The sequence below is a fragment of the Ilumatobacter sp. genome (assembly GCF_039969435.1).
Lineage (GTDB): Bacteria > Actinomycetota > Acidimicrobiia > Acidimicrobiales > Ilumatobacteraceae > Ilumatobacter_A.
Map to the genome: position 1 here is coordinate 316,945 of NZ_JBDVNU010000009.1, position 18,867 is coordinate 335,811.

Annotated in this window: 24 protein-coding genes; 8 read left to right on the top strand and 16 right to left on the bottom strand. The window is 68.3% G+C overall.

The window, feature by feature from the left end; all coding sequences use genetic code 11:
- The first annotated feature begins 136 nt into the window (after nt 1-136).
- Complete coding sequence (locus tag ABJK40_RS05585; protein ID WP_348482780.1) at nt 137-958, top strand: MarR family transcriptional regulator; 822 nt, start codon at nt 137-139, stop codon at nt 956-958.
- A 184-nt stretch (nt 959-1,142) separates the two neighbouring features.
- Entirely contained in the window at nt 1,143-1,511 is a 369-nt protein-coding gene (locus tag ABJK40_RS05590) for a hypothetical protein (RefSeq protein ID WP_348510186.1), read from the top strand.
- A gap of 174 nt (nt 1,512-1,685) precedes the next feature.
- On the opposite strand, the gene ABJK40_RS05595 is transcribed toward ABJK40_RS05590, so the two are convergent.
- The 4 genes from ABJK40_RS05595 to ABJK40_RS05610 all read right to left on the bottom strand — a co-directional run bounded on the left by ABJK40_RS05595 (nt 1,686) and on the right by ABJK40_RS05610 (nt 4,494).
- The gene (locus ABJK40_RS05595; protein WP_348482782.1) at nt 1,686-2,360 is read right to left on the bottom strand and encodes a hypothetical protein; all 675 of its coding nucleotides are present in this window, start codon (nt 2,358-2,360) and stop codon (nt 1,686-1,688) included.
- Nucleotides 2,361-2,535: 175 nt separating this feature from the next.
- A complete protein-coding gene (locus ABJK40_RS05600) occupies nt 2,536-3,036 on the bottom strand; it encodes a GNAT family N-acetyltransferase (RefSeq protein ID WP_348510187.1) in 501 nt (166 codons plus the stop codon).
- Nucleotides 3,037-3,095: 59 nt separating this feature from the next.
- Nucleotides 3,096-3,743, bottom strand: a complete 648-nt coding sequence (locus tag ABJK40_RS05605; RefSeq protein ID WP_348510188.1) for an alpha/beta hydrolase — start codon at nt 3,741-3,743, stop codon at nt 3,096-3,098.
- 220 nt (nt 3,744-3,963) lie between these two features.
- Nucleotides 3,964-4,494, bottom strand: coding sequence for a MarR family transcriptional regulator (locus tag ABJK40_RS05610; RefSeq protein WP_348478297.1), 531 nt, complete (start codon nt 4,492-4,494; stop codon nt 3,964-3,966).
- Between the two features lie 153 nt (nt 4,495-4,647).
- Here ABJK40_RS05610 and ABJK40_RS05615 point away from each other — a divergent pair, with 153 nt between their 5' ends.
- A complete protein-coding gene (locus tag ABJK40_RS05615) occupies nt 4,648-4,992 on the top strand; it encodes a nuclear transport factor 2 family protein (RefSeq protein WP_348478298.1) in 345 nt (114 codons plus the stop codon).
- Between the two features lie 91 nt (nt 4,993-5,083).
- Nucleotides 5,084-5,776, top strand: coding sequence for an SDR family oxidoreductase (locus tag ABJK40_RS05620; protein WP_348478299.1), 693 nt, complete (start codon nt 5,084-5,086; stop codon nt 5,774-5,776).
- Between the two features lie 15 nt (nt 5,777-5,791).
- Here the strand turns inward: ABJK40_RS05620 and ABJK40_RS05625 are convergent, their stop codons facing one another.
- A complete protein-coding gene (locus ABJK40_RS05625) occupies nt 5,792-6,355 on the bottom strand; it encodes a YdeI/OmpD-associated family protein (protein ID WP_348478300.1) in 564 nt (187 codons plus the stop codon).
- 76 nt (nt 6,356-6,431) lie between these two features.
- On the opposite strand from ABJK40_RS05625, the gene ABJK40_RS05630 reads away from it, so the two are divergent.
- Nucleotides 6,432-7,070, top strand: coding sequence for a hypothetical protein (locus tag ABJK40_RS05630; RefSeq protein WP_348478301.1), 639 nt, complete (start codon nt 6,432-6,434; stop codon nt 7,068-7,070).
- A 67-nt stretch (nt 7,071-7,137) separates the two neighbouring features.
- Nucleotides 7,138-7,611 (top strand): SRPBCC family protein, encoded by a 474-nt coding sequence (locus ABJK40_RS05635; protein ID WP_348478302.1) that lies wholly within the window; start codon nt 7,138-7,140, stop codon nt 7,609-7,611.
- Here the strand turns inward: ABJK40_RS05635 and ABJK40_RS05640 are convergent.
- Complete coding sequence (locus ABJK40_RS05640) at nt 7,524-7,925, bottom strand: hypothetical protein (protein ID WP_348478304.1); 402 nt, start codon at nt 7,923-7,925, stop codon at nt 7,524-7,526. The genes ABJK40_RS05635 and ABJK40_RS05640 overlap by 88 nt on opposite strands.
- A gap of 94 nt (nt 7,926-8,019) precedes the next feature.
- Between ABJK40_RS05640 and ABJK40_RS05645 the strand changes: the two genes are divergently transcribed.
- The gene (locus ABJK40_RS05645) at nt 8,020-8,223 is read left to right on the top strand and encodes a hypothetical protein (RefSeq protein WP_348478305.1); all 204 of its coding nucleotides are present in this window, start codon (nt 8,020-8,022) and stop codon (nt 8,221-8,223) included.
- Between the two features lie 79 nt (nt 8,224-8,302).
- Here the strand turns inward: ABJK40_RS05645 and ABJK40_RS05650 are convergent, their stop codons facing one another.
- On the bottom strand, nt 8,303-9,325 hold the full coding sequence (locus ABJK40_RS05650) for a class I SAM-dependent methyltransferase (RefSeq protein ID WP_348510189.1): 1,023 nt from the start codon (nt 9,323-9,325) through the stop codon (nt 8,303-8,305).
- Between the two features lie 154 nt (nt 9,326-9,479).
- On the opposite strand from ABJK40_RS05650, the gene ABJK40_RS05655 reads away from it, so the two are divergent.
- Nucleotides 9,480-11,081 carry an FMN-binding glutamate synthase family protein gene (locus tag ABJK40_RS05655; RefSeq protein ID WP_348478307.1) on the top strand — a complete coding sequence of 534 codons (1,602 nt, stop codon included), beginning with the start codon at nt 9,480-9,482 and terminating at the stop codon, nt 11,079-11,081.
- Between the two features lie 15 nt (nt 11,082-11,096).
- Here the strand turns inward: ABJK40_RS05655 and ABJK40_RS05660 are convergent, their stop codons facing one another.
- From ABJK40_RS05660 to ABJK40_RS05700, 9 genes are read right to left on the bottom strand one after another with little or no spacing between them, the layout of a single operon-like run.
- Nucleotides 11,097-12,470, bottom strand: a complete 1,374-nt coding sequence (locus ABJK40_RS05660; RefSeq protein ID WP_348478308.1) for an OmpA family protein — start codon at nt 12,468-12,470, stop codon at nt 11,097-11,099.
- A gap of 29 nt (nt 12,471-12,499) precedes the next feature.
- Nucleotides 12,500-13,141, bottom strand: a complete 642-nt coding sequence (locus ABJK40_RS05665) for a hypothetical protein (protein ID WP_348478309.1) — start codon at nt 13,139-13,141, stop codon at nt 12,500-12,502.
- A 12-nt stretch (nt 13,142-13,153) separates the two neighbouring features.
- A complete protein-coding gene (locus tag ABJK40_RS05670; RefSeq protein WP_348478310.1) occupies nt 13,154-15,358 on the bottom strand; it encodes a Hint domain-containing protein in 2,205 nt (734 codons plus the stop codon).
- A 5-nt stretch (nt 15,359-15,363) separates the two neighbouring features.
- A complete protein-coding gene (locus ABJK40_RS05675) occupies nt 15,364-16,533 on the bottom strand; it encodes a hypothetical protein (protein ID WP_348478312.1) in 1,170 nt (389 codons plus the stop codon).
- Nucleotides 16,530-17,324 carry a hypothetical protein gene (locus ABJK40_RS05680; protein WP_348478313.1) on the bottom strand — a complete coding sequence of 265 codons (795 nt, stop codon included), beginning with the start codon at nt 17,322-17,324 and terminating at the stop codon, nt 16,530-16,532. The genes ABJK40_RS05675 and ABJK40_RS05680 overlap by 4 nt, the downstream gene beginning before the upstream one ends.
- On the bottom strand, nt 17,321-17,764 hold the full coding sequence (locus tag ABJK40_RS05685; protein WP_348478314.1) for a pilus assembly protein TadG-related protein: 444 nt from the start codon (nt 17,762-17,764) through the stop codon (nt 17,321-17,323). Before ABJK40_RS05685 ends, ABJK40_RS05680 begins: the two co-directional genes overlap by 4 nt.
- Entirely contained in the window at nt 17,761-18,237 is a 477-nt protein-coding gene (locus ABJK40_RS05690) for a TadE family protein (RefSeq protein WP_348478315.1), read from the bottom strand. Before ABJK40_RS05690 ends, ABJK40_RS05685 begins: the two co-directional genes overlap by 4 nt.
- Nucleotides 18,234-18,650 (bottom strand): TadE family protein, encoded by a 417-nt coding sequence (locus ABJK40_RS05695; protein ID WP_348478316.1) that lies wholly within the window; start codon nt 18,648-18,650, stop codon nt 18,234-18,236. The genes ABJK40_RS05690 and ABJK40_RS05695 overlap by 4 nt, the downstream gene beginning before the upstream one ends.
- Nucleotides 18,650-18,859, bottom strand: a complete 210-nt coding sequence (locus ABJK40_RS05700) for a hypothetical protein (protein WP_348478317.1) — start codon at nt 18,857-18,859, stop codon at nt 18,650-18,652. The genes ABJK40_RS05695 and ABJK40_RS05700 overlap by 1 nt, the downstream gene beginning before the upstream one ends.
- Between the last annotated feature and the right edge of the window lie 8 nt (nt 18,860-18,867).

Here is an 18,867-nt window from a genome sequence, read left to right on the forward strand (position 1 = left end):
GTGCCCCTGAGCGCCGGCATCGCGCCGCGCCCGCCGGTCTTCCGAGAGCGCCATGTGATGAGTGCGATGATGGAGACCATCCACATGTCGTGAGTGTCCGCTCAGGCGCTCCGGGTTGCAGCAGGAGAAGTGCACGATGAACTCGATCGCACGTCGGATGTTCGAGCTGGTCGAGCCGATCGGCGTCATCCCGTACTGGGCCGACGAGCCCACCGAAGCGATGTTCGCGCTCGGCTTCGACAACTACTGGGACACGTACTTCGCCGGACGGGCCGCGCCGTTGGGCCTCGCCACTGCCGAAGTGGTCGACGCACTCTTCTACAACTTCGCTCCCGGCGAAGTGGGGCGACACATTCCGACCGTGTGGAACATCACCACTCCCGAGGCGGCGATCACCGCACGCCAGGCGGGGTGCGCGACAGCGTTGCGGCGCGTCCTCGGCGAGATCGTCGACACGTCCCGCTTCGAACACGCCGCCGAGCTGTTGATCAAGGCTGCGACCAGCGCACCGTGCGAAGGGCGGCCGATGTACGCCGCTCTGCGCGCGATCCCGATCCCCCATGACGTCGTCACCCAGCTGTTCCACGCCGCCTCGCTCCTACGCGAGCACCGTGGCGACGGACACGTCGTCGCTCTGATGACCGAGGGGGTCGGCGGCCTCGAGTCGCACGTCCTGCTCGCTCTCGACATGGGCATGCCCGCCGAGAAGTTCGGACGGATCCACCACCTCCCGGCGACGCAGATCACCACCGTGATCGACGGCATGCGCGACCGCGGGCTGATCGGTGACGACCGATGGCTGAGCGAACGAGGACGAGCCGTCAAACAGCGCGTCGAGGCGCTCACCGATCACCTCGCGGCACCCCCGTACGACGTCCTCTCGCCCCACGAACTCGACCAACTCGAGACCACGCTGGAACCCCTCGCCACGCTGCTCCTCGCCGCCCAGCCCTGGTGAATCATCGCCCCCACCGGCCGGGATCGAGCTGCACTCACCTTCCAACCCGCACCATCCGGGGAATCGACGGCGCCCACCGGCTGAGATCGACGTACCGTTCGTTATGGCGAAGAACATGATCGTGTCGTTTCGCGGGCAGGGTCGCACATGCTCGTGGACGGCAGTGCGGCCACCTCGGACCATCGTGCCGGGACCGGCGATGGCCGCCGGGGGCGACCTCCCCCACGACCTGTACACCTTCGTCATCGAATCCGCGCTGGGGCTCGAGTGGGGCTTCTGGGGCTGCGTGGCCGCTGGCGCCACCTTCAAGACGCTCGGACGGAAACGAACCCCGCAGGGCACAGCGATCATCAATCGACACCGCGACGATCTCGAGGCCGCAGAGGCACGAGTGAACGAGATCTACTTCGCCTGGCGCGCAGGTACGCCCACTCCGCTCGACGACGAGTTGGACGCGATGTTGGCTCGCTGGCGAGCGCTGCCCGCAGGTCACGACATCACGCTCGAATGGTCCCCCACGCCGTCCTCCAGAGTTGGTCGACGGCGAGCGTGACCGTCACATCGGTGACCGCAGTCCCGTGGGACGTGCCCCTGCACGCCGGTCCGTCACGCATGGGCTGAGTCGGCCTCGTCCGGCCGCCGGGATCTCCATGGTCCGTGACCGCGATGACGAGCCGCCGACCTCAGGGACGCCGTCTGACAACCCGTCGTGGAATTCGACGTCGACTCAGCTGTAGGTGAAGCCCCATGCGAAGCCCTCGTTCACCGGTGGGTGGTACGCGTCGCCAGCGTGCTCGTGCAGCGCTCGATCGATCAGCCCGACGACGTGGGGCAGGTTGCCGAAGGGAATGCGCACGATCGCCTGTCGTGGTGCGTCATCCGAATCCGGGTCGGGCATCGTGCGCGTGAACCGCCGCGTCGTCGGGTGGCGGTCGCCGAAGCCGTCATCGTTCGGAATGAGGTCCAGGCGAGCGTAGGTGCTGACGAGCAGCTTCTTCTCGGGGCTCCCACCCGGGGGTGCGTCGTCACGTAGACCTCTCCAGGACCATGGACTTCGAGCCGTCGACGGCTTGCGAGCGTATGACGCGCGAACCTGCGCGAGTTCGGACCACTTCGTGTCGAACGAGAGCGTCGGGCCTGCGTCGTAGCGGATTCCTGCGGAGTCGATCGTGAGGGCGCGCGGTTCGGCGATGCGCTTGCGCAGGGCGAGTACACCGAGAAACGGGAGGACCATGACGCTGCCGATCACCACGGCTGCAACCTTGGCGACCAAGGGAAGTTCGCCGTTGTCACCGAAAGGAACGGCCGCCACGACGAGCAGTCCGAACGCCGCCATGACCGCCGCCCCGACGACCATCACGAGCTGCTGTCGTCTCGGGGTGCCCACGTCGATCGTCGTCACGGATCGGACGGTAGCGCCAGTGCCGCATCCGGTGCCCTCGGTCAGACCGCGCCGACTGGACGTCATCCCCGACCGCCGATCGATGCCACCGTCACTCGACGGATGAGTCGGACCCGTCCCTCGACGGGGTCCTGCGGTTCTCGGACCTGCGTCGGACCCTTGCGCATCGGCAGTGTCAGTCGATGGCGCTCCGCGACCGGCGCATCACCGAGCACTCGACATCGTCGAACTCGCGAACCCCGACGTGCTCGAAGCCGAAGCGCTCGTAGAACGCGATCGCCCGACGGTTGCCGACGACAGGATCGATCACCACCACCTCGGCGCCGTGCTCACGGAAGGCGCGACCCAGCGCCGCCGACATCGCCTGCGCACCCAGCCCGCGACCTCGATCTGCGGGAGATCCGATCCAGATGTCGAGCGCCCACGTCCCCGCTTCGATGTCTCCCCAGTGGTGCGACTCCTCCTCGTGGGCATCGACGAGTTGCAGAAATCCGATCGGCCTGCAGTCCTCCTCGATGATGAGCAACTCACGCCACGGCACGTCTCGAACCAGCTCCACACTCCAGTCGTACCAATCGGCGCCGCGGCCACCGATGGCCGACGCCACGTCCGGGTCGTCATCCCACCGCACGAGCAGTTCCACATCGTCGATCGTCATCGATCGCAACTCCACCACCGGCCGATCGTAGGCACACCCCCGTCCGGTCCCCGACCGCCCGTTCGACGGCGACTGCTTCAGGCCAGGAGCACCTCGACGAGACCGGTGGGGTTCGCAAGCGCCGGAAGATGGCCCGCTGACACGTGTTCGGGCTCGACGCCGAGACGGCCACGGATGAGGCGGTCCATGAAGGCCACCGGGAAGAACCGGTCGTTCGTCGCCGCGATCGCCCGCGTCGGGATGGCGGGCAGGGCCGGGAGTGGAAACGGGTCGGTCATGACTCGGCCCGCCTGCTCGGCTTCTCCACGCGCCAGCACCTCTTGGAGCACCGTCGACGGAAGGTCGTGGAGGAAGTGCTCCGTGGCGTCCATCTCCTGATCACCCCAGTACTCGTGGAAGCCGCTCGTCGACCACCACTCGCCGGCCGTCTCGCCTGGATTCGGGATCATGGCGGCGACGAAGACGAGCGCGGCCGCGTCGAGGCGCTCGGCGACGATGGGTGCGGTGAACCCTCCGAGCGACTGCCCGACGACCACCACGTCGCCGTCGGGAGTGCCGACCGCATCGAGAGCGGCGGCCACGTACGCCCCGAGCCCGGCGTCGGGGTCGCTCGCCGGCAGTTCGACGGGGACGGCGCGGTGCCCGGCTGCCTCGAGCAGTGGCGCGGCGAGGTGCCAGTACCACGCCTCTCCGCCCGCACCGGGGATGAGCACATAGGTCGCCATGGAAGGTCGGACGGTACACGTCGCCGCGAATCATCGAACCGTCCGACATCGGGGCCTCGGACGGTTCGAGATGTCGATCCGTCCACCCCTGACGCCGGGTCGTCGATCTGCCCGACAGCGCTCCGGAGACCGCCGGCGACGCAGGCTCGGTGGTCGGTGTCCGACCTCGGATCAAGGGAGCTGCGGAACTTCGTGTGCGAATCGGGCCGGCCCCGCACCGTCAGCCATCGGTCGGCAGGAGCCCCCGTTCCAGCATCCGGTCGGCGGCGGCGAGCGCATCCGCGACGAACCTCTGAGTGAGTGCCGTGTACTTGCGGACGTCCGGAGCCGACCAACCGTCGAGGACCTCCGAGATCATTCGGTCACCGAGCGCATACACGTCCAGAGCGGCCGCTTCTCCCGACGGTGTCAGGCTGACCAGTGTGGCGCGACGGTCGGTGGGGTCCACGGTCCGTTGGACGAGGCCGGCGTCCTCGAGTCGGCGGACGATCTTGCTGACGTGAGATGCCCCCGTGTTCAGCACCTCGGCGAGGGCCGTGGGCCGCATCGAGCCCCATGCGAGGAGATGGCGAAGCGTCTGGTGCGACGCCTGGTCCAGCGACTCGCCGGTCCGGGCGAGGATCTGGCCCTGGAGTGCGGGTGACTCCCACAGGAGGATCAGGGCGCTCAGGTTGGCCAGCAGTTCGGACCGGTAAGGGAAGTCGTCGGGCCGTCGAGCGCGAGTCGGGCCGTCGAGACGTGTGCGTTCCACCCCGGAGAATCTACTTCACCACAGGACAGTAGATAGTGTCCTGTGGGACAGTACTTGTGGTATGGTCGTCGAGCGGAATCGGACGCCGACGGTCGGTCGACCGATTCCTCGTCCCCGCCGCACGACGGGGACCACCGACCAGAGGAGAACACCGTGGCGCCAACGCTCCCCACACCCATCGCCGCCTACGTCGAAGCGAACGCGCGACTCGACCTCGAGGGCATGCTGCGACCATTCGCCGACGACGCGGTCGTTCGCGACAACGGTGCCGTGCATCGGGGTCGGGCGGGAATCAGGTCGTTGCTCGAAGAGGCGGTGATCCCCGTGCGGGCGGTCTTCACGCCGGACACGGTCCGCCACGAGGACGGCGCGGTCGTCGTCGACGGGCCCGCCCACGGCGACTTCCCCGGCAGCCCGATCCGCTTCACCTATCGCTTCACGCTCGACGACGACGCCATCACGACCCTGGTGATCACGGTCATGGAGATCACGTCGTGACCATCCACGCCGATCCGACCGAGTTCACGGGCAAGCGGGTCCTGGTCAGTGGCGGCACCAGGGCGCAGGTCGAGCCACCGTCGATCGATTCGTGGCCGGCGGCGCCCGGGTGATCACCGCGGCTCGCGGATCCTCCGAGCCGATCGACGGTGTCGATTTCGTCCAGGCCGACCTGACCACGGCCGAGGGCGTCCGACTCGTGGCCGAGAACGCGCTCGACCGTCTGGGCGGGGTCGACATCGTCGCCCACGTGCTCGGCGGCTCGTCCGCTCCCGGCGGCGGCTTCGCCGCGTTGACGGACGATCACTGGCTCGGCGAACTGAACATGAACCTCTTGGCCGCTGTCCGCCTCGATCGCCTCCTGGTTCCACAGATGATCGAGCGCGGTACGGGCGCTGTGGTGCACGTCACGTCGATCCAATCGGTCCTGCCCCTTCCCGAAGCCACCACCGCCTACGCCAGCGCGAAGGCCGCGCTCACGACCTACAGCAAGTCCCTGTCCAAGGAACTCGGACCGAAGGGCGTGCGCGTCAACGTCGTCTCCCCCGGCTGGATCATGACCGAGTCGTCCGTCCACCTGCTCGAGCGTCTGCAGGCCGCCGACGGCGGAACCATCGACGACGCACGACTCGCAGTACTCGACAGCCTCGGCGGAATCCCGATCGGGCGCCCCGCCAGAACCGCACGAGGTCGCCGACCTCATCGCCTACCTGCCTCGGATCGAGCCGCCGCCATCCACGGTGCCGAGTTCGTCATCGACGGCGGGACCATCCCGACCGTGTGACGAGCACGTCGTCGACTACCCGAGCCGCTCGCGGGCCTCGCAGGCGTCGACCAGCATGCCGAAGCGGCGCTCGCGCGTCTCGGGACGCTTCGCCTCGGTGATCCAGAAGACGCGCAACTTGCGGTAGCTCGGCGGCGTGGAGTCCCAGAAGGCGGCCGCCTCCGGGTGATCTCGACGCAGGCGCTCGTCGAACTCGACCGGCAGCCGGCTGGGCCGCTTCGACGTCGAGTACGGCTCCTCGCTCGTGTCGCGGGCGGCGAACGCGCGCCGCCCGGCATCGGTCATGCGGCCCTGCGCCTCGAGCTCGGCCACGAGCGCGACGTTCACGGCACTCCAGCGGCGACTCTTGCGTGGCGTGAAGCGTTGCATGTGGCGTTCGTCGTCGATCGAGCGGCTCTGCCCGTCGATCCAACCGAAGCACAGTGCCTCGCGCACGGCTTCTGCCCAGCGCAGCGACGGCATGCCCGTGTGCGTCTTCCAGTAGCCCACCACGCACTCGGTCGCCGTCGCGTGATGACGCTCCAGCCAGTCGCCGAACTCCTGCGGAGAGAGGAAGAAGATCGGTTCGCTGTCGAACACATCGGGGAGGCTAGGTCTGGTCCGGCGTTGCCGCGATGGCGTCCGGGCCGAGGGAACCGAGTGCTACCGTCCGCCGATGGGCGTGCTCGACCGGTTGCTCGGACGGCGAGGACGCGACGCTCCGCGCGACGGGGTCGCGGTGATCACGGCATCCCGGAACTTCTCGGAACCGATCCGGAGTGGGCACACGCAGGTGCTTCGTGACGTCGAGGCGCGTGAATCGTCGTTGGCGCAGTTCGACCTGGGCAGCATCCTGCACGAGCTGACCTTGGAGGTCCGAGTCCCCGATCGCACCACCGTGGTCGTCACCCGCCGTGAGAAGGTTCCCGCACGAGCAACGGGACGATCGGGCTTCGAGTTGCCGATCGGGCTCGAACTGCCGATCACGCTCACGGGTGTCGGTCCCGACGACTTCGACATCGGCTGGAAGGCCTTCCTCGGCTCACCCGATCGCAAGAACGTGGTTCGGCGCGCCGTGGCCGAGGAGCAGGCTGCGCAGGTTCGCTCGTACGTCGACTCCCAGCCCGGCATGCGCGAGCAGACCTGGTCGGCGGCTGCAACCGGAATGCCGCTCTGGATGCAGCTGGTCCGCGACGGCAGGATGCAGCGCGCAGCGTTCGACCGACAGGTCGACACCCTGACGCGCATCGGGCAGATGGACCCGGAACTGGCCGCCGAGGGCAAGCGGATCCTCGACGCCGACGGCTTCCCGTAGCCGACCCGAAGGGAGTGAGTTCGGTCGGGCTGCCGGCGACGCCCCGCGCATGCGCGACACTGTGCGCGTGAACGACCCATCCACACGACCTGTGACCGGATCGGCCACGACGACCGTTGCGGCGCCGATCGGCGACGTGTACGCCGCCGTGACCGACGTGACGCGCATGGGTGAGTGGAGTCCCGAATGCGTGGAATGCCGGTGGGTCGGCGGAGCCATCGGCCCTGCGATCGGCGCGAGGTTCGAAGGCGACAACGTGGCCGCCATCGGCCCGATCACGCTCAAGCGGTGGACGACCACCTGCGAGGTCGTCGAGGCACGACAGGACTCCGCGTTCGCGTTCGTCGCCGAAGGGAACACCACGTGGCGGTACGAGTTCGCCGAGCGCGACGGTCGAACGATCGTGACCGAGTCATTCAGTCACCCGCCGTACGTCGGCTGGCAGAAGTGGGTCTACGGCCGCCTGGCGAATCGTCGCAAGGCGATGACCACCGGCATGGAGGCCACCCTCGGGCGCATCAAGCACGCGTTGGAGAACTGATCGTGGAGACGCCGATGTACGCCGGCAGCGTGCGGCGACAGCGCGACGACCTGCCGGGGATCTACGGCCAGGTCGACTTCACGCTCGTGCCCGAACGCCTCGACCACGACGCGACGGTCGACGACGAGCGGTTCGCTCCGGTCCGCGACGCCGTGCGCCGCGTGTTCGACCGGCCAGACCTGATGGAGGTGATCGGCGACGCGACCATGACGGGCGACCGTGTCGCAGATGCCTACGCCGCGCTCATCCCCGAGTTCGGCTTCGCGAAGCTCGTCGACATGCTCGGGGTCGCGTGCGCGCGTGGCATCGAGCACGTCGACGATGCTCCGCCACAGCTGACCGAGTTGATCGCAGCCATGGAGGCGACACCCGACGTCGATCGGCATCGAGTTCGGCCCGAAGGAGCAGGTGGCTGCAGCCGTCGCCATCGCGGTGATCACCGCCAAGGCCACGTTCTACCGGGTGGGCCTGCGACTGCCCGTCGTCGCGCCACGCGTCGACCGGCGCCTCAACGCCAGGATCGCGGCACTGCTCGACATGTACGGCCACGCCGACTTCATCACCGACGCCGACCAGTACCGCCTGGGCGACCGTGCGGCAATCGGTGTCTGACACCGTTCGCGACGGTGCGGCAATCGGTGTCTGACACCGTTCGCGACACCGTGTGACGACGCCGGCTCCGAGCCGGTCGTCACGACAGAGGTCGGACGTCCCAGGTGGTCGGTTCGACGAGTTGGCCCAGGCGGACGTCGAGGCGCAGCATCTCGCCGCGGCTGATCTCCTGATCGAGTCGGAACACGCGATTGCCCCAACTGGTGATCGGACCGAGCGGTGTGGTGGACAGCACGGTCTCGTCGTCGAACAACGCCTCGAACCAGATGCACACCCCATCGACGATCGTGTCCTCTGCAGCGGTGCGCTCGACGACGTGACGCGTGGGCAACGCATCGAGCGACTCCAGTGTGTTCAGGTCGAACTCCAGGAACGGCTCGGGGTCGCCGATCGTGGCGGTGACCGAATGCGGGCGGAGGTAGAAGAGGTCGTTGCGACCCGTGTCGAACCGGGACGCAACGGGGGAACTCTCGGCGCTGCTGAGGTCGATGCCGTCGGGCAGGTCGATGTTCCAGAACTTGCGGATCCGCATCTCCTCGCTCATCGTGATCGGTTCGATGAAGAGACGGAACCGAGCCGGCAGGATCCGCCCACCCGGGGCGAGCACCCGGTCGCGCAGGTCGAGCAGGTTCTCCATCATGTTCTCGCTGAACAACTCGTCGCCCATCTGCTCGTGCACGACGACGTCGATCGGTTCGGGGGGAACGAAGTCGCGACTGTTCGCCTGGACGAACTCGATGTTGGTGAACCCGTTGTGCGCCGCCAGTTCACGGGCGACCTCGATGAAGTCGGAGTGCTCGACGGCGTAGACCTTCCTCGCACCCGCCCGGCTCGCCATGAACGCGAGCAGCCCGGTACCCGTACCGAGGTCGAGCACCACGTCCCCCGGTGTCACGTTGCGGTGGATGCCCCGGTGGTACGCGTCGACACGGGTGGTGTCGCTCAACATCTCCTCGTGCTCCTCGAGTCCGGCGAAGTTGTGGCCGTTGATGAGGTCGTAGACGACGCTGGTCATCCGCTCGCTCGACGCGATCCGGTCGGCGACGAACCCCGCGGTCGAACGCACGACCCTGGTCGCCGCCCGCTCCATTCGGTCTCGCACGGGCCGATCTCGTAGGGGCCGATCTCTCATCGGTCGCAGGCTACGAGCGCGTTGCCCGCCGAGGTCGGGAGACCGCACAGCTGAGAGACTGGCGGCCCCGAAACCGAACCCCCGATGCCGCCGATGTCGAGTGCGGCCGAGAGCGAGTGCGTCCGTGATCATCTACATCCGCCGGAAGGCCTTCGCCGCCGTCGCCGCGCTGACCGTCGTGTTCCTCGGTCTCGCCGTCCTCGAACCGTGGTGGCTCATCGCCGCGGTGCCGACCGGCCTGCTCACCGTGCTCGGCCTCCGCGACCTGCTCCAGCCGCACCACAGCATCCTGCGGAACTACCCGATCGTGGGGCACCTCCGGTACCTCATCGAGGACGCCGGACCGGAACTGAACCAGTACATCGTCGAGAACGACACCGAGGGCCGACCGTTCAACCGGGAGGTCCGCACGCTGATGTACCAGCGAGCGAAGGACGTGCCCGACAACACGCCCTTCGGCACCGACCTCGACGTGTACGCATCGGGCTACACGTGGATGGCCCACTCGATCGCGCCCAAGCCGCGACACGACGATGCGGTCGCCGCCCTACGCGTCGACATCGGTGGCTCGGCGTGCGAGCAACCGTATTCCTGCTCCGTCCTGAACATCTCGGCGATGAGCTTCGGGTCGCTCGGTCGAGCGGCGATCACGGCGATGAACACCGGTGCGCACGCCGGGAACTTCGCGCACAACACGGGCGAAGGCGGCCTCAGCCGTCATCACCTCGAACCGGGCGGCGACGTCGTCTGGCAGATCGGCACCGGCTACTTCGGGTGCCGAACGGCCGACGGTGGATTCTCGCCCGACGCCTTCGAGGAGCAGTCGGCGCATCCGCAGGTCCGGATGATCGAGATCAAGCTGTCGCAGGGAGCGAAGCCGGGACACGGCGGAATCCTGCCCGGCGCGAAGGTGACCGAGGAGATCGCCCGGGCCCGGCACGTGCCGGTGGGTGAGGACGTGTTCTCGCCGATCCACCACCGCGCGTTCTCGACACCGCTCGGTCTGATCGAGTTCATCTCACTGCTGCGTCGACTGTCGGGGGCCAAGCCCGTCGGGATCAAGCTCTGCGTCGGCGACCCGATCGAATTCATGTCCATCGTCAAGGCGATGATCGAGACCGACGTCTTCCCGGACTTCATCGTCGTCGACGGGGCGGAGGGCGGGACGGGAGCCGCCCCGCTGGAGTTCTCCGACAGCCTCGGCGCGCCGTTGATCGACGGTCTGATGTTCGTGCAGAACGTCCTGGTCGGCGCCGGCGTGCGCGACCGCGTGACCATCGGCGCCTCCGGCAAACTCGTGTCCGCGTCGGCCATCGCGCAGGCGCTCGCCCTGGGGGCCGACTTCTGCAACTCGGCGCGTGGGTTCATGTTCGCGGTGGGCTGCATCCAGGCCAAGCGATGCCACACGAACAGGTGCCCGGTCGGCGTGACCACACAGGACCCGCGCCTCGAACGCGGGCTCGTCGTTCCGGAGAAGGCCAAGCGGGTCGAGCAGTTCCACCGCAACACGGTGGAGGCCCTCGCCGAGGTCCTCGCCGCGATGGGCCTGGAACATCCGGCGCAACTGACTCCCGACATGGTCCACAAGCGTGTGAACGCGGAGAACGTCCTCACGCTCTCCGAGATCGGCCCCCTGTTCAGGCCGGGCAGCCTGCTCGACGGCTCCGCTCCCGCCCTCTCGCTCCGGCACTGGGCCCTCGCCGCGCCCGAGAAGTTCCGGCCCTGACCGGGCCGGGTCCGGTCACTCGCGAATGGTGATGTCGACGCGCCGGTTCTGGGCGCGTCCGGCAGGATCGTCCTCGCCGGTCGGTGTCTCGTTCGGTGCGACGGGTTCGGACTCGCCACGCCCGTCGACGGCGATGTCGACGGACAGTCCGCGTGCCCGCAACGCCGCCTCCACCGCTCGGGCCCGCTCCAGGGAGAGTTCGAGGTTCGCCTCGTCGGTGCCGATCGAGTCGGTGTGACCGACGATGTCGATCGGCTTGCCCGAATCGCTCAGCACGGTCACCACCTCGTCGAGGACCGGATCGGCCTCCGGGCGCAGGACCGCCAGGCCGAAGTCGAAGAGAACGCTCGAGTCGAGCCGGATGACCGTCGCACACGGCGGCGCCAGCGAGCCCAACGTGCCGAGCGGCGGGAACCCGGAGGTGACGGAGAACTCGGGTGTCGGGGGAAGCACGATCGTCCGCCCGTCCGCACTCCGGCCCTGCTCGTCGAACTCGATCTCGATCGAATCGCGACCGGCCTCGTCGTAGACGCCGGTCCCGTCGGCGGCCACCTCGAGGGTGACGATGCGGGCCGCAGCGGTGTACGTGTACTTCCAACTGCCGTCGGCGTCGGCGACGATCGTCGTCACCTCCCCGGGGATCTCGCGGTAGTACTCGCCCGAACCGTCGGCACGGGCATCCACGGTCACGAGGCTGGTCTCGCCCTTGTCGTACAGGCGACCGGACCCGTCGGGCTCGAGCGTGATCGTCAACAGCCGGTCCAGCGTGGCGTCGTAGTACTCACCGGATCCATCGGCACCGACACGGACCGTGACGAGGTCGTCGCCCTGCTTCTGGTAGTACTCGCCCGACTGGTCGGGCTCGACGGCGATCGTGACCAGGCCGGTCCCGCTCTCGTCGTAGAAGCGGCCCGTTCCGTCCTCTCGCACTTCCAGCGTCGTCAGGCCGTCCGGACTCTCCTCGTAGAAGATCCCCGACCCATCGGCTTCGATGTCGAACACGTCGGCTCCGGTCGACCCGTCGTACTGCAACTCACCACCGCCCTCGGCACACCTGGCGCCGACGACTTCGATGCCCCCCGCCGGCGAGGCCAACTCCCCGAGGCTCGCAGCCACTCGCTCGCCTCCCTGCGTGAGCGACGAGACGTTCGGTGGCCGCACCGTGGGGATGCGCGGGATCACGGGTCGGACGACATCACCCGCATCGGACGTCGGCGAGTCGTCGGGCGTGCTCGTGGTCGAGGCGGCGGTGGGCTCGGCGATGGTGGGCTCGGTGGCGGAGCCGAGGCTGTCCGTCGACGCAGCACTCGTGTCGTCGGTGACGTCGGCGGTCTGCGCGGTCGAACCACAGGCGACACCCACGACGATCAGGGCACCCAGGGGTGCCATACGCCAACGCGTGGACTTCCGCCCGGGGATCATGGCGACGCGAGACGCGCGACCAGTGCCACGTCGGAGGTCACCTTGCTCTCACCGCCGAGCGAGAACAGGGTCCGGGTCGCATCGAGGTGCAGGTCGAGGGTGGTGAGCGGCTGCATCACGTGTGCGGCCATCCAGAGTTCCGGTAGCCACGCCTTCACGATCCTGTTCAGGTTCTGCGCCGCGACATCGCCGCTCTGGCGCAGCTGTCGGCGCACGGCTGCGCTGATCTCCTGGTCGATGTCGGCTCCCAGCCACTGCTCGCCGGGCGGCCGTTCGATCTGGTCCACCAGCCGGTACTCCGGAACCGACGAGGCGAGCGCAGCCATGTCCGGCTCGCCCACGACGAGTGCGTTCTGGGCCATCTCCGCCACGAGCTCGCGCAGCGCTGCGACGAGGGTCTCCTCGTCGGGCGGTTCCGGCGTGATGGCGGACGGTTGCGTCTCCATCACCCGGGCGACCAGCAGGTCGGCGTGGTCGAACGGCGACAGGAACGCCGCGATCTCGTCGGGTGTCGTCGCTGCGTCGAGGAAGAACGCGTACTCGGACTCGTCGAGATTCGGTTCCGTGCACCGCTCCCACCACCTCTCGATCTGTGTGCGCTTGTCGGGGGAGATGCCCTCCACGGGAAATGGTTCCATCGGTCCTGCTCCTCAGTTCCTGCCTGTGGGGAAGTTCGTCGGCCTCGAGCTGACCGGAACCTGCCAGTCGTCCCAGAACTGCTGGATGTTCCGGTTGAAGTCGGCGACATTCTCGCTGCTGTTGATGACTTCGCGGAGCGCGGTGTGGAAGTTGTTGGAGTCGACGGCCGGGATGCCGGGAGCGACGTGGTTGCCGGCCACCCCGGTGTTCGGGTTGACCCATGTCGTGTCACGCGTCGCGGTCGTGAAGTCTCTGATCTCCTCCATCGACACTCCCCAGTCCTTGATCGTGGGCACCTCGCTGCACATGCACCACTCGTGGCGCCCTCCCGGGTAGCGGATCCTGTCCTTGATCGCGTCGCGGAAGTCGGGATCGTTCTCGAAGGCCTCTCTGAACGCATCGGGGTCGAGTTCGTCGAACCACCTGTTGAACTCGGTCGTCCCCGGGACTCGGAAATCCGGGTCCATGAGGTCGGCGGCGGTGAGGTCCCCGGGTGCACAGTCGGCGTTGTGGACGAGGACGTCCTGGGTCCCGGTGTGCACGGCGAACGTGTCGTCGACGGCGACGTCGAGTTCCCACACCAGGGTGTCGCGGATGCCCGTCACGTGGAGCGAATCGACTTCGCTCACGCCGTCGGGTGTCAGCAGGAAGTCGCCCGGGCGCACCTCGTCGAGCTCTCGCCACTCTCCGTCGTCCGCGACCCAGAACTCGTGGTGGTCGGTCGCCGTGACCGACGAACCGTCGCTCAGGGTCACCGTGGCCATCCTCCCGTCGTCCAGGTACGACCACTGGTCGAGCACCCGACGAGGCGACCACTGCCCGGTTGCCGTGTTCGCCGCCGAGACCAGATCACCGGGGCGGACCGATTCGATCGGCCGGCGCGTTCCGTCGGCCATCAGCACCGACGTTCCGGTCGGGAAGCTGTTCACACCGCACGTCGACACGTCGTTGTCGTTGTCGTTGTCGTTGTCGTCGCCGTCTCGCTTCTGGCGATTGATCCAGGCGAGGATGTCGTCGGTGCTCTTCAGGAGCTTGGCGGCGAGTTGACCGCCGCCCGTGAGGACGGCCAGCGCCACCTGGCAACCGACCTTGCCGATCCATTTCGCGGGATCCTCCCGGAGCAGGTCGACCTCGAAGGTGTCCCCGAGGAACTCCTGGGCGAAGGCGACCGGATCGAGTCTGATGGCCTCGATCAGAGCGTTGAACTGGGCGATCTTGTCCTTGAAGTACTGGATCGGGTTCTCCAGCGCAGCGAGCGCCTCCTGGCCGAGGTTCGTGATCGCACCGACGAAGTCGGTCACGTTCTCGAAGCAGCCCTCGGCGAGGCTGAACACCGTCTCGATGCCGGGGATGCGCTTGATCGCCCACTTGAAGCCCGTGCAGACGCCGTAGTAGACGGCGTTCCACCGCGAACCGCAGTCGATGGAGTCGATGGGGTTCTCGTCACCCTCGGAGGTTCCGGGGATCCGGTCGATCGACTGATCGTCGTCGCTCGAACCGTCGTCGTACTGCGGTGTCGGCGCGTCCTCGTCGACACCGTTGGTCTGGATCTCACCGACCTGCAGATCCCAGGTTCCGGGCGCACTGTGGTCCGTGTACGAACCCGAGTGCGCGACCGGCGGGGGAGGCGGAGGAGGGGGTGGCAACGTCGTCGACGGTGGTGGGATGAGGTTCCCGTCCTCGTCGTACTCCGGTTCCGGCGGAGGAGGCGGTTCCGGCGCCGGGGGCGGCTCGACCGCTTCCTCGTAGTACCAGAACACCTCGTACTCGACGCGAACGGTCATCGCCATCGGGCCGACGGACGTCGTCTGGTCCCACTCGCGGCCGCACGGTGCGGGGCCGGCGGCGCCCGGGGTGTACTCGGTTCCGGGTCCCTCGCACCGCACCGTGAGATCGGTGAAGTCCCAGATCGTCGCACGAGGTTCGGCTCGGTAGTCGACGTCGCCCGTGCTCCACGAGATCTCTTTGTAGGACGCCGGGTCGATCGCCAGCCAGGTCTCCAACCCGACGACCTGGATCTCGTTCACCCCAGGGGTGATCCGCGGGCCGACGGTGCCGAACTGTTCGGTGGGAGCGCCCTCGTCCACGGGGTCCGCCACCTGGCGGACGAAGGTGCCGCCGGGCGCCGCCGCGACCGGAGCGTCGGGGACGAGGACGATGCAGGCCAGCGTGCTCATCACGGACGCGACGAGCGCCACGACGACGCGGTTCGTCACCGACCTCACGATCCGCTCCCGACGGGGCACGTCTCGACCTGTTCGCTGGACAGGCGATCACTGACCGCGTACACGTCGCGTCCGGTTCCGGTGTCGGGGAAGCCGTCCGCCAGGCCGCGTGTGACCTCGTACTCCTGGGAGAGGAACGGAGCGGTCGCTCCGGCACCTGTCGGACGACACACTCCGACGTACAGCGTGCGGGGTCCTGCCAGAGTGGAGTGTCCGAGCGTCGTCACCACGATGCCGTCCGCGTCCGGGAGAACGAGGTCCGCCGGAACGGACGCTGCCTCCGACAGCACGGTCTCGAGGAACTCGGGCGTGGTCGCGTTGCGAAGCGGCCCCTGGTCCGTGTCGGCACGAGCGACCACCTCGTCCTCGAGACGCAGGAACTCGCGGGTGAGCGCCTCGGCCTGTGTGGCGTAGATCGAGGGGACACACCCCAACTCGTCCAGCGAGTCGCGCCGACCGTCGTGGAGCACGTCGACCGAGGTGACCAACCAGTCCCCGCCCAGCGGCTCGAACGTCACGTTCTGACGGACGAAGTCCGACGAGACCGTGAACACCTGGCTGGTGATCGACGACTCCATGCAGTCCTCGATCACCACTCCATCGTCGGGCGACCCACTGATCCGCTCGATGTTCGAGAAGCTCCGGACGTCGTGCGGTGCTCCGAGTTCGGATCCCGTCGACATCTCGTACTGCGAGAGTTGCAGGTCGACGAGGCCGTCGTCGACGAGTTCCTGATCGCCGGTGGGCCCGTCCAGCCAGACCGAGTCGGCGCCGACCAGGAACTCCTCGTAGGACGCGACGAGTGCGTCGACCTCCTCCGGCGTGAGGTCGGCGTCGTCCGTCAGCGCAGCGTCGTTGCGGTCGACACCGTCGTACTCGACCACCTCGCCGGACAGCTCGGAGTTCAGTTCGACCGGCGCCGACACGTCCGACGGCGCAGAGTCCGATGCGTCGTCCACGACGCCTGCGACGTCGTTGCCGGCCGATCCCTCCTCCGGAGCGGCGACGTCGACGACGTTCGTCGGCGCACCTTCCGGGGATTCGTCCGGTGCGTCCGGTGCCGGCACCGGACCCACCGGGCCGGTGTCGATGTTCGCCGAACTGGTGCAGGCAGCGAGTGCCGAGACTCCCACCACGAGCATCACACGTCTCTGTCGGTCGATCATGCGGGGTTCGCTCCTCTTCCATTGATGGATGTTTCGGTGGGCACCAGGATCCGGTACCCGGCACGCAGGCCGTCGCTCTCCGACAGCACGATTCCGGGGGCGACCTCACGACCGACGTTGAGGTCTCTCAACTCGGTCCACCGTGTGGCGTCGCCCAGGCGCTCCTGGGCCAACGACCAGAACGACTCACCGCGAGTCGTCACGTGCGCCGCCGCGTCATCGGCGACCGAGCGCGCGGCGACGGGGGCCGGCGACGTGCGCGCGGCGGCACCCACACCTGCGGCGAGCAGGTCGGTGTCCTGTGCCCCGCGGGCGAAGCGACCGTCCTCCCACTCGGTCTCGGTCGCGACGCGAGGCGCCTCGACCAACGTCAGCCCGTGATCGGGCTCGACACTCGTCCACGTCGTCATCGCGCCGACGCCGAATGCACTGCGTTCCACGACTCGGCGTCCGGCGCTCTGGGCGACGACCGGCACGACCACGATCCGCTTCACCCGCGTACGCGGTCTCGACACCCTCGCCCACGTCGCGACGCTCGACACGACCACGACGACGAACACGAGGTCCACGAACAAGAAGTCGCTGCGTCGCCACGATCGAGCGGCCCAGACGCCGATCGCGATCGGTCCCACCGCGAGGACGATCGACGTCGCCAGCGTCGCGACGAGCATCGCCAGCGTGCGTCGATGGCTGCGCAGCGAACCGGCGCCGACGCTCGCCCTCGCCGAGGGATCGACCGACGAGGAACCGACTCCCGAGGAGCCGGCCGGCGTGGGGGTGGCCGAGATCATGATGCCGTCACCGCCTGGCGCAGGCGGGCGTCCGCCGTTCCCTCGACGGTCTGGGAGCCCACGCCGAAGAATCCGAGGAACGTCAGGTCGACCGTGTCGGTCACGGTGACCTGCACGCGCACCGGGTCGATCCGGGAGGCCACGGCGGTCTCGGCCCCTTCGGCGTAGGCGAACGCCGTCGCCGTCGCCAGTGCCGTGTCGGAGAGCACCGGGTCCGCCGCGTAGATCGACGGTTCGTCGATGTCGTTGGCACCGGCGCGCGCTGCGGCCGCCGCGACGTTGACGGCCTCGCGGCGTGCAGCGAAGAGTTGGGACCCGTCGTGCGCCAGGCCGGCGAGGCCGACGAAGATCGGCAGCAGCATCACGATGAACGGAGCGATCCCACCGCGCTCGTCGGCGACGGGTTCGATCCGATTCGCTCTCCATCGACGGCAGCTCATTCGACCACCCTGTAACGGTCGACCGGCTCGACGGCACGAGCCTCGACGTCGATGGATCCGGGTGTCCCGAGGAAGCCGAGATCGGACAGGTCGACGGTGCACGTGACCACGACCTCGACGCGACCGTCGGCGACGAAGTTCGTCTTGTCCCCGAAGCTCTCGGTGCGGTTGCGGCACCGGAAGCCCTTGCCGGCGAGCGCCCGGTCCACCGCATCGTCGATGACCGAACCCGCGGAGTCGAGTCCCTGTGCGACCGACGCGTCACGAGCGGCTTCACGTGCGGCGGAGTTGACGTCGGCCTGGGTGGTGGCGACGCGCCCGCCGAGCACGATCAACTCGAGGAAGACCACGAGGATCGGCATCAGCAGGACGAACGAGACCAGACTGTCGCCGCGCTCGTCGTCGCAACGCCGACGGCGCGTCGGGGGTGCGATCGCAGTGGTGGCCGACGGGTGGGGGTCGGAGGCGATCATTCTCGTTCGGCCTCCGAGTAGAAGCGTTCCTTCGGGCCTTCCACGTCGGCCGAGACCGTGGTGAAGAACCCTCCGAGCGGGGTGCGGACGGTGGCGGTGACTCGCACGCGGTTGACGTCGTTGCCCGGAGTGATCACGACGGACGTGTCCTCCAGGCCGGGTGACAGCGCCAAGGTCTCCTCCGCCGCGTCGTAGCCGTCGGCCAACGAGCCGCCTTCGGCCTGGACCGCACGCAGCGCGTCCTGCGCCGCGGCCGACACGACCGAGCGGCCGTGGAAGACGAGCGACGCGTGGACGCAGCCGAAGATCGCCAGCACGACCACGCCGAACACGATCAGCAGCGTCGCCACCTCGCCCCGCTCGGACCCGAGCCGCGCCCGGGTCGAGCGCGGCTCGGGGTCGGGACGAGCCATCAGTTGCCGGTGATCGCGCTCACCTTGCCGGTGAACCACGGCGCCAGTGCCGTGACCGCCGCTCCCGCGGCGATCGCGAGACCCGCTGCGAGGATCAGCCACGAACCGAGTTCGCCCCGCTCGTCGTCGCGCATCTCCGTCACCAGATCCTCGGCCTTCATCTGTGCCTGGTGGTACTGGGCCAGTGCCCGGTGCTGGTACTTCTGCATGTGTCTGC

Excerpts from the sequence above, each read along its gene's own strand:
- ABJK40_RS05585 (WP_348482780.1), top strand. The coding sequence starts at position 137 with ATGAACTCGATCGCACGTCGGATGTTCGAGCTGGTCGAGCCGATCGGC.
- ABJK40_RS05675 (WP_348478312.1), bottom strand. The coding sequence starts at position 16,533 with ATGATCGACCGACAGAGACGTGTGATGCTCGTGGTGGGAGTCTCGGCA.
- ABJK40_RS05700 (WP_348478317.1), bottom strand. The coding sequence starts at position 18,859 with ATGCAGAAGTACCAGCACCGGGCACTGGCCCAGTACCACCAGGCACAG.
- ABJK40_RS05660 (WP_348478308.1), bottom strand. The coding sequence starts at position 12,470 with ATGGCACCCCTGGGTGCCCTGATCGTCGTGGGTGTCGCCTGTGGTTCG.
- ABJK40_RS05685 (WP_348478314.1), bottom strand. The coding sequence starts at position 17,764 with ATGAGCTGCCGTCGATGGAGAGCGAATCGGATCGAACCCGTCGCCGAC.
- ABJK40_RS05695 (WP_348478316.1), bottom strand. The coding sequence starts at position 18,650 with ATGGCTCGTCCCGACCCCGAGCCGCGCTCGACCCGGGCGCGGCTCGGG.
- ABJK40_RS05690 (WP_348478315.1), bottom strand. The coding sequence starts at position 18,237 with ATGATCGCCTCCGACCCCCACCCGTCGGCCACCACTGCGATCGCACCC.
- ABJK40_RS05605 (WP_348510188.1), bottom strand. The coding sequence starts at position 3,743 with ATGGCGACCTATGTGCTCATCCCCGGTGCGGGCGGAGAGGCGTGGTAC.
- ABJK40_RS05665 (WP_348478309.1), bottom strand. The coding sequence starts at position 13,141 with ATGGAACCATTTCCCGTGGAGGGCATCTCCCCCGACAAGCGCACACAG.
- ABJK40_RS05630 (WP_348478301.1), top strand. The coding sequence starts at position 6,432 with ATGGGCGTGCTCGACCGGTTGCTCGGACGGCGAGGACGCGACGCTCCG.
- ABJK40_RS05680 (WP_348478313.1), bottom strand. The coding sequence starts at position 17,324 with ATGATCTCGGCCACCCCCACGCCGGCCGGCTCCTCGGGAGTCGGTTCC.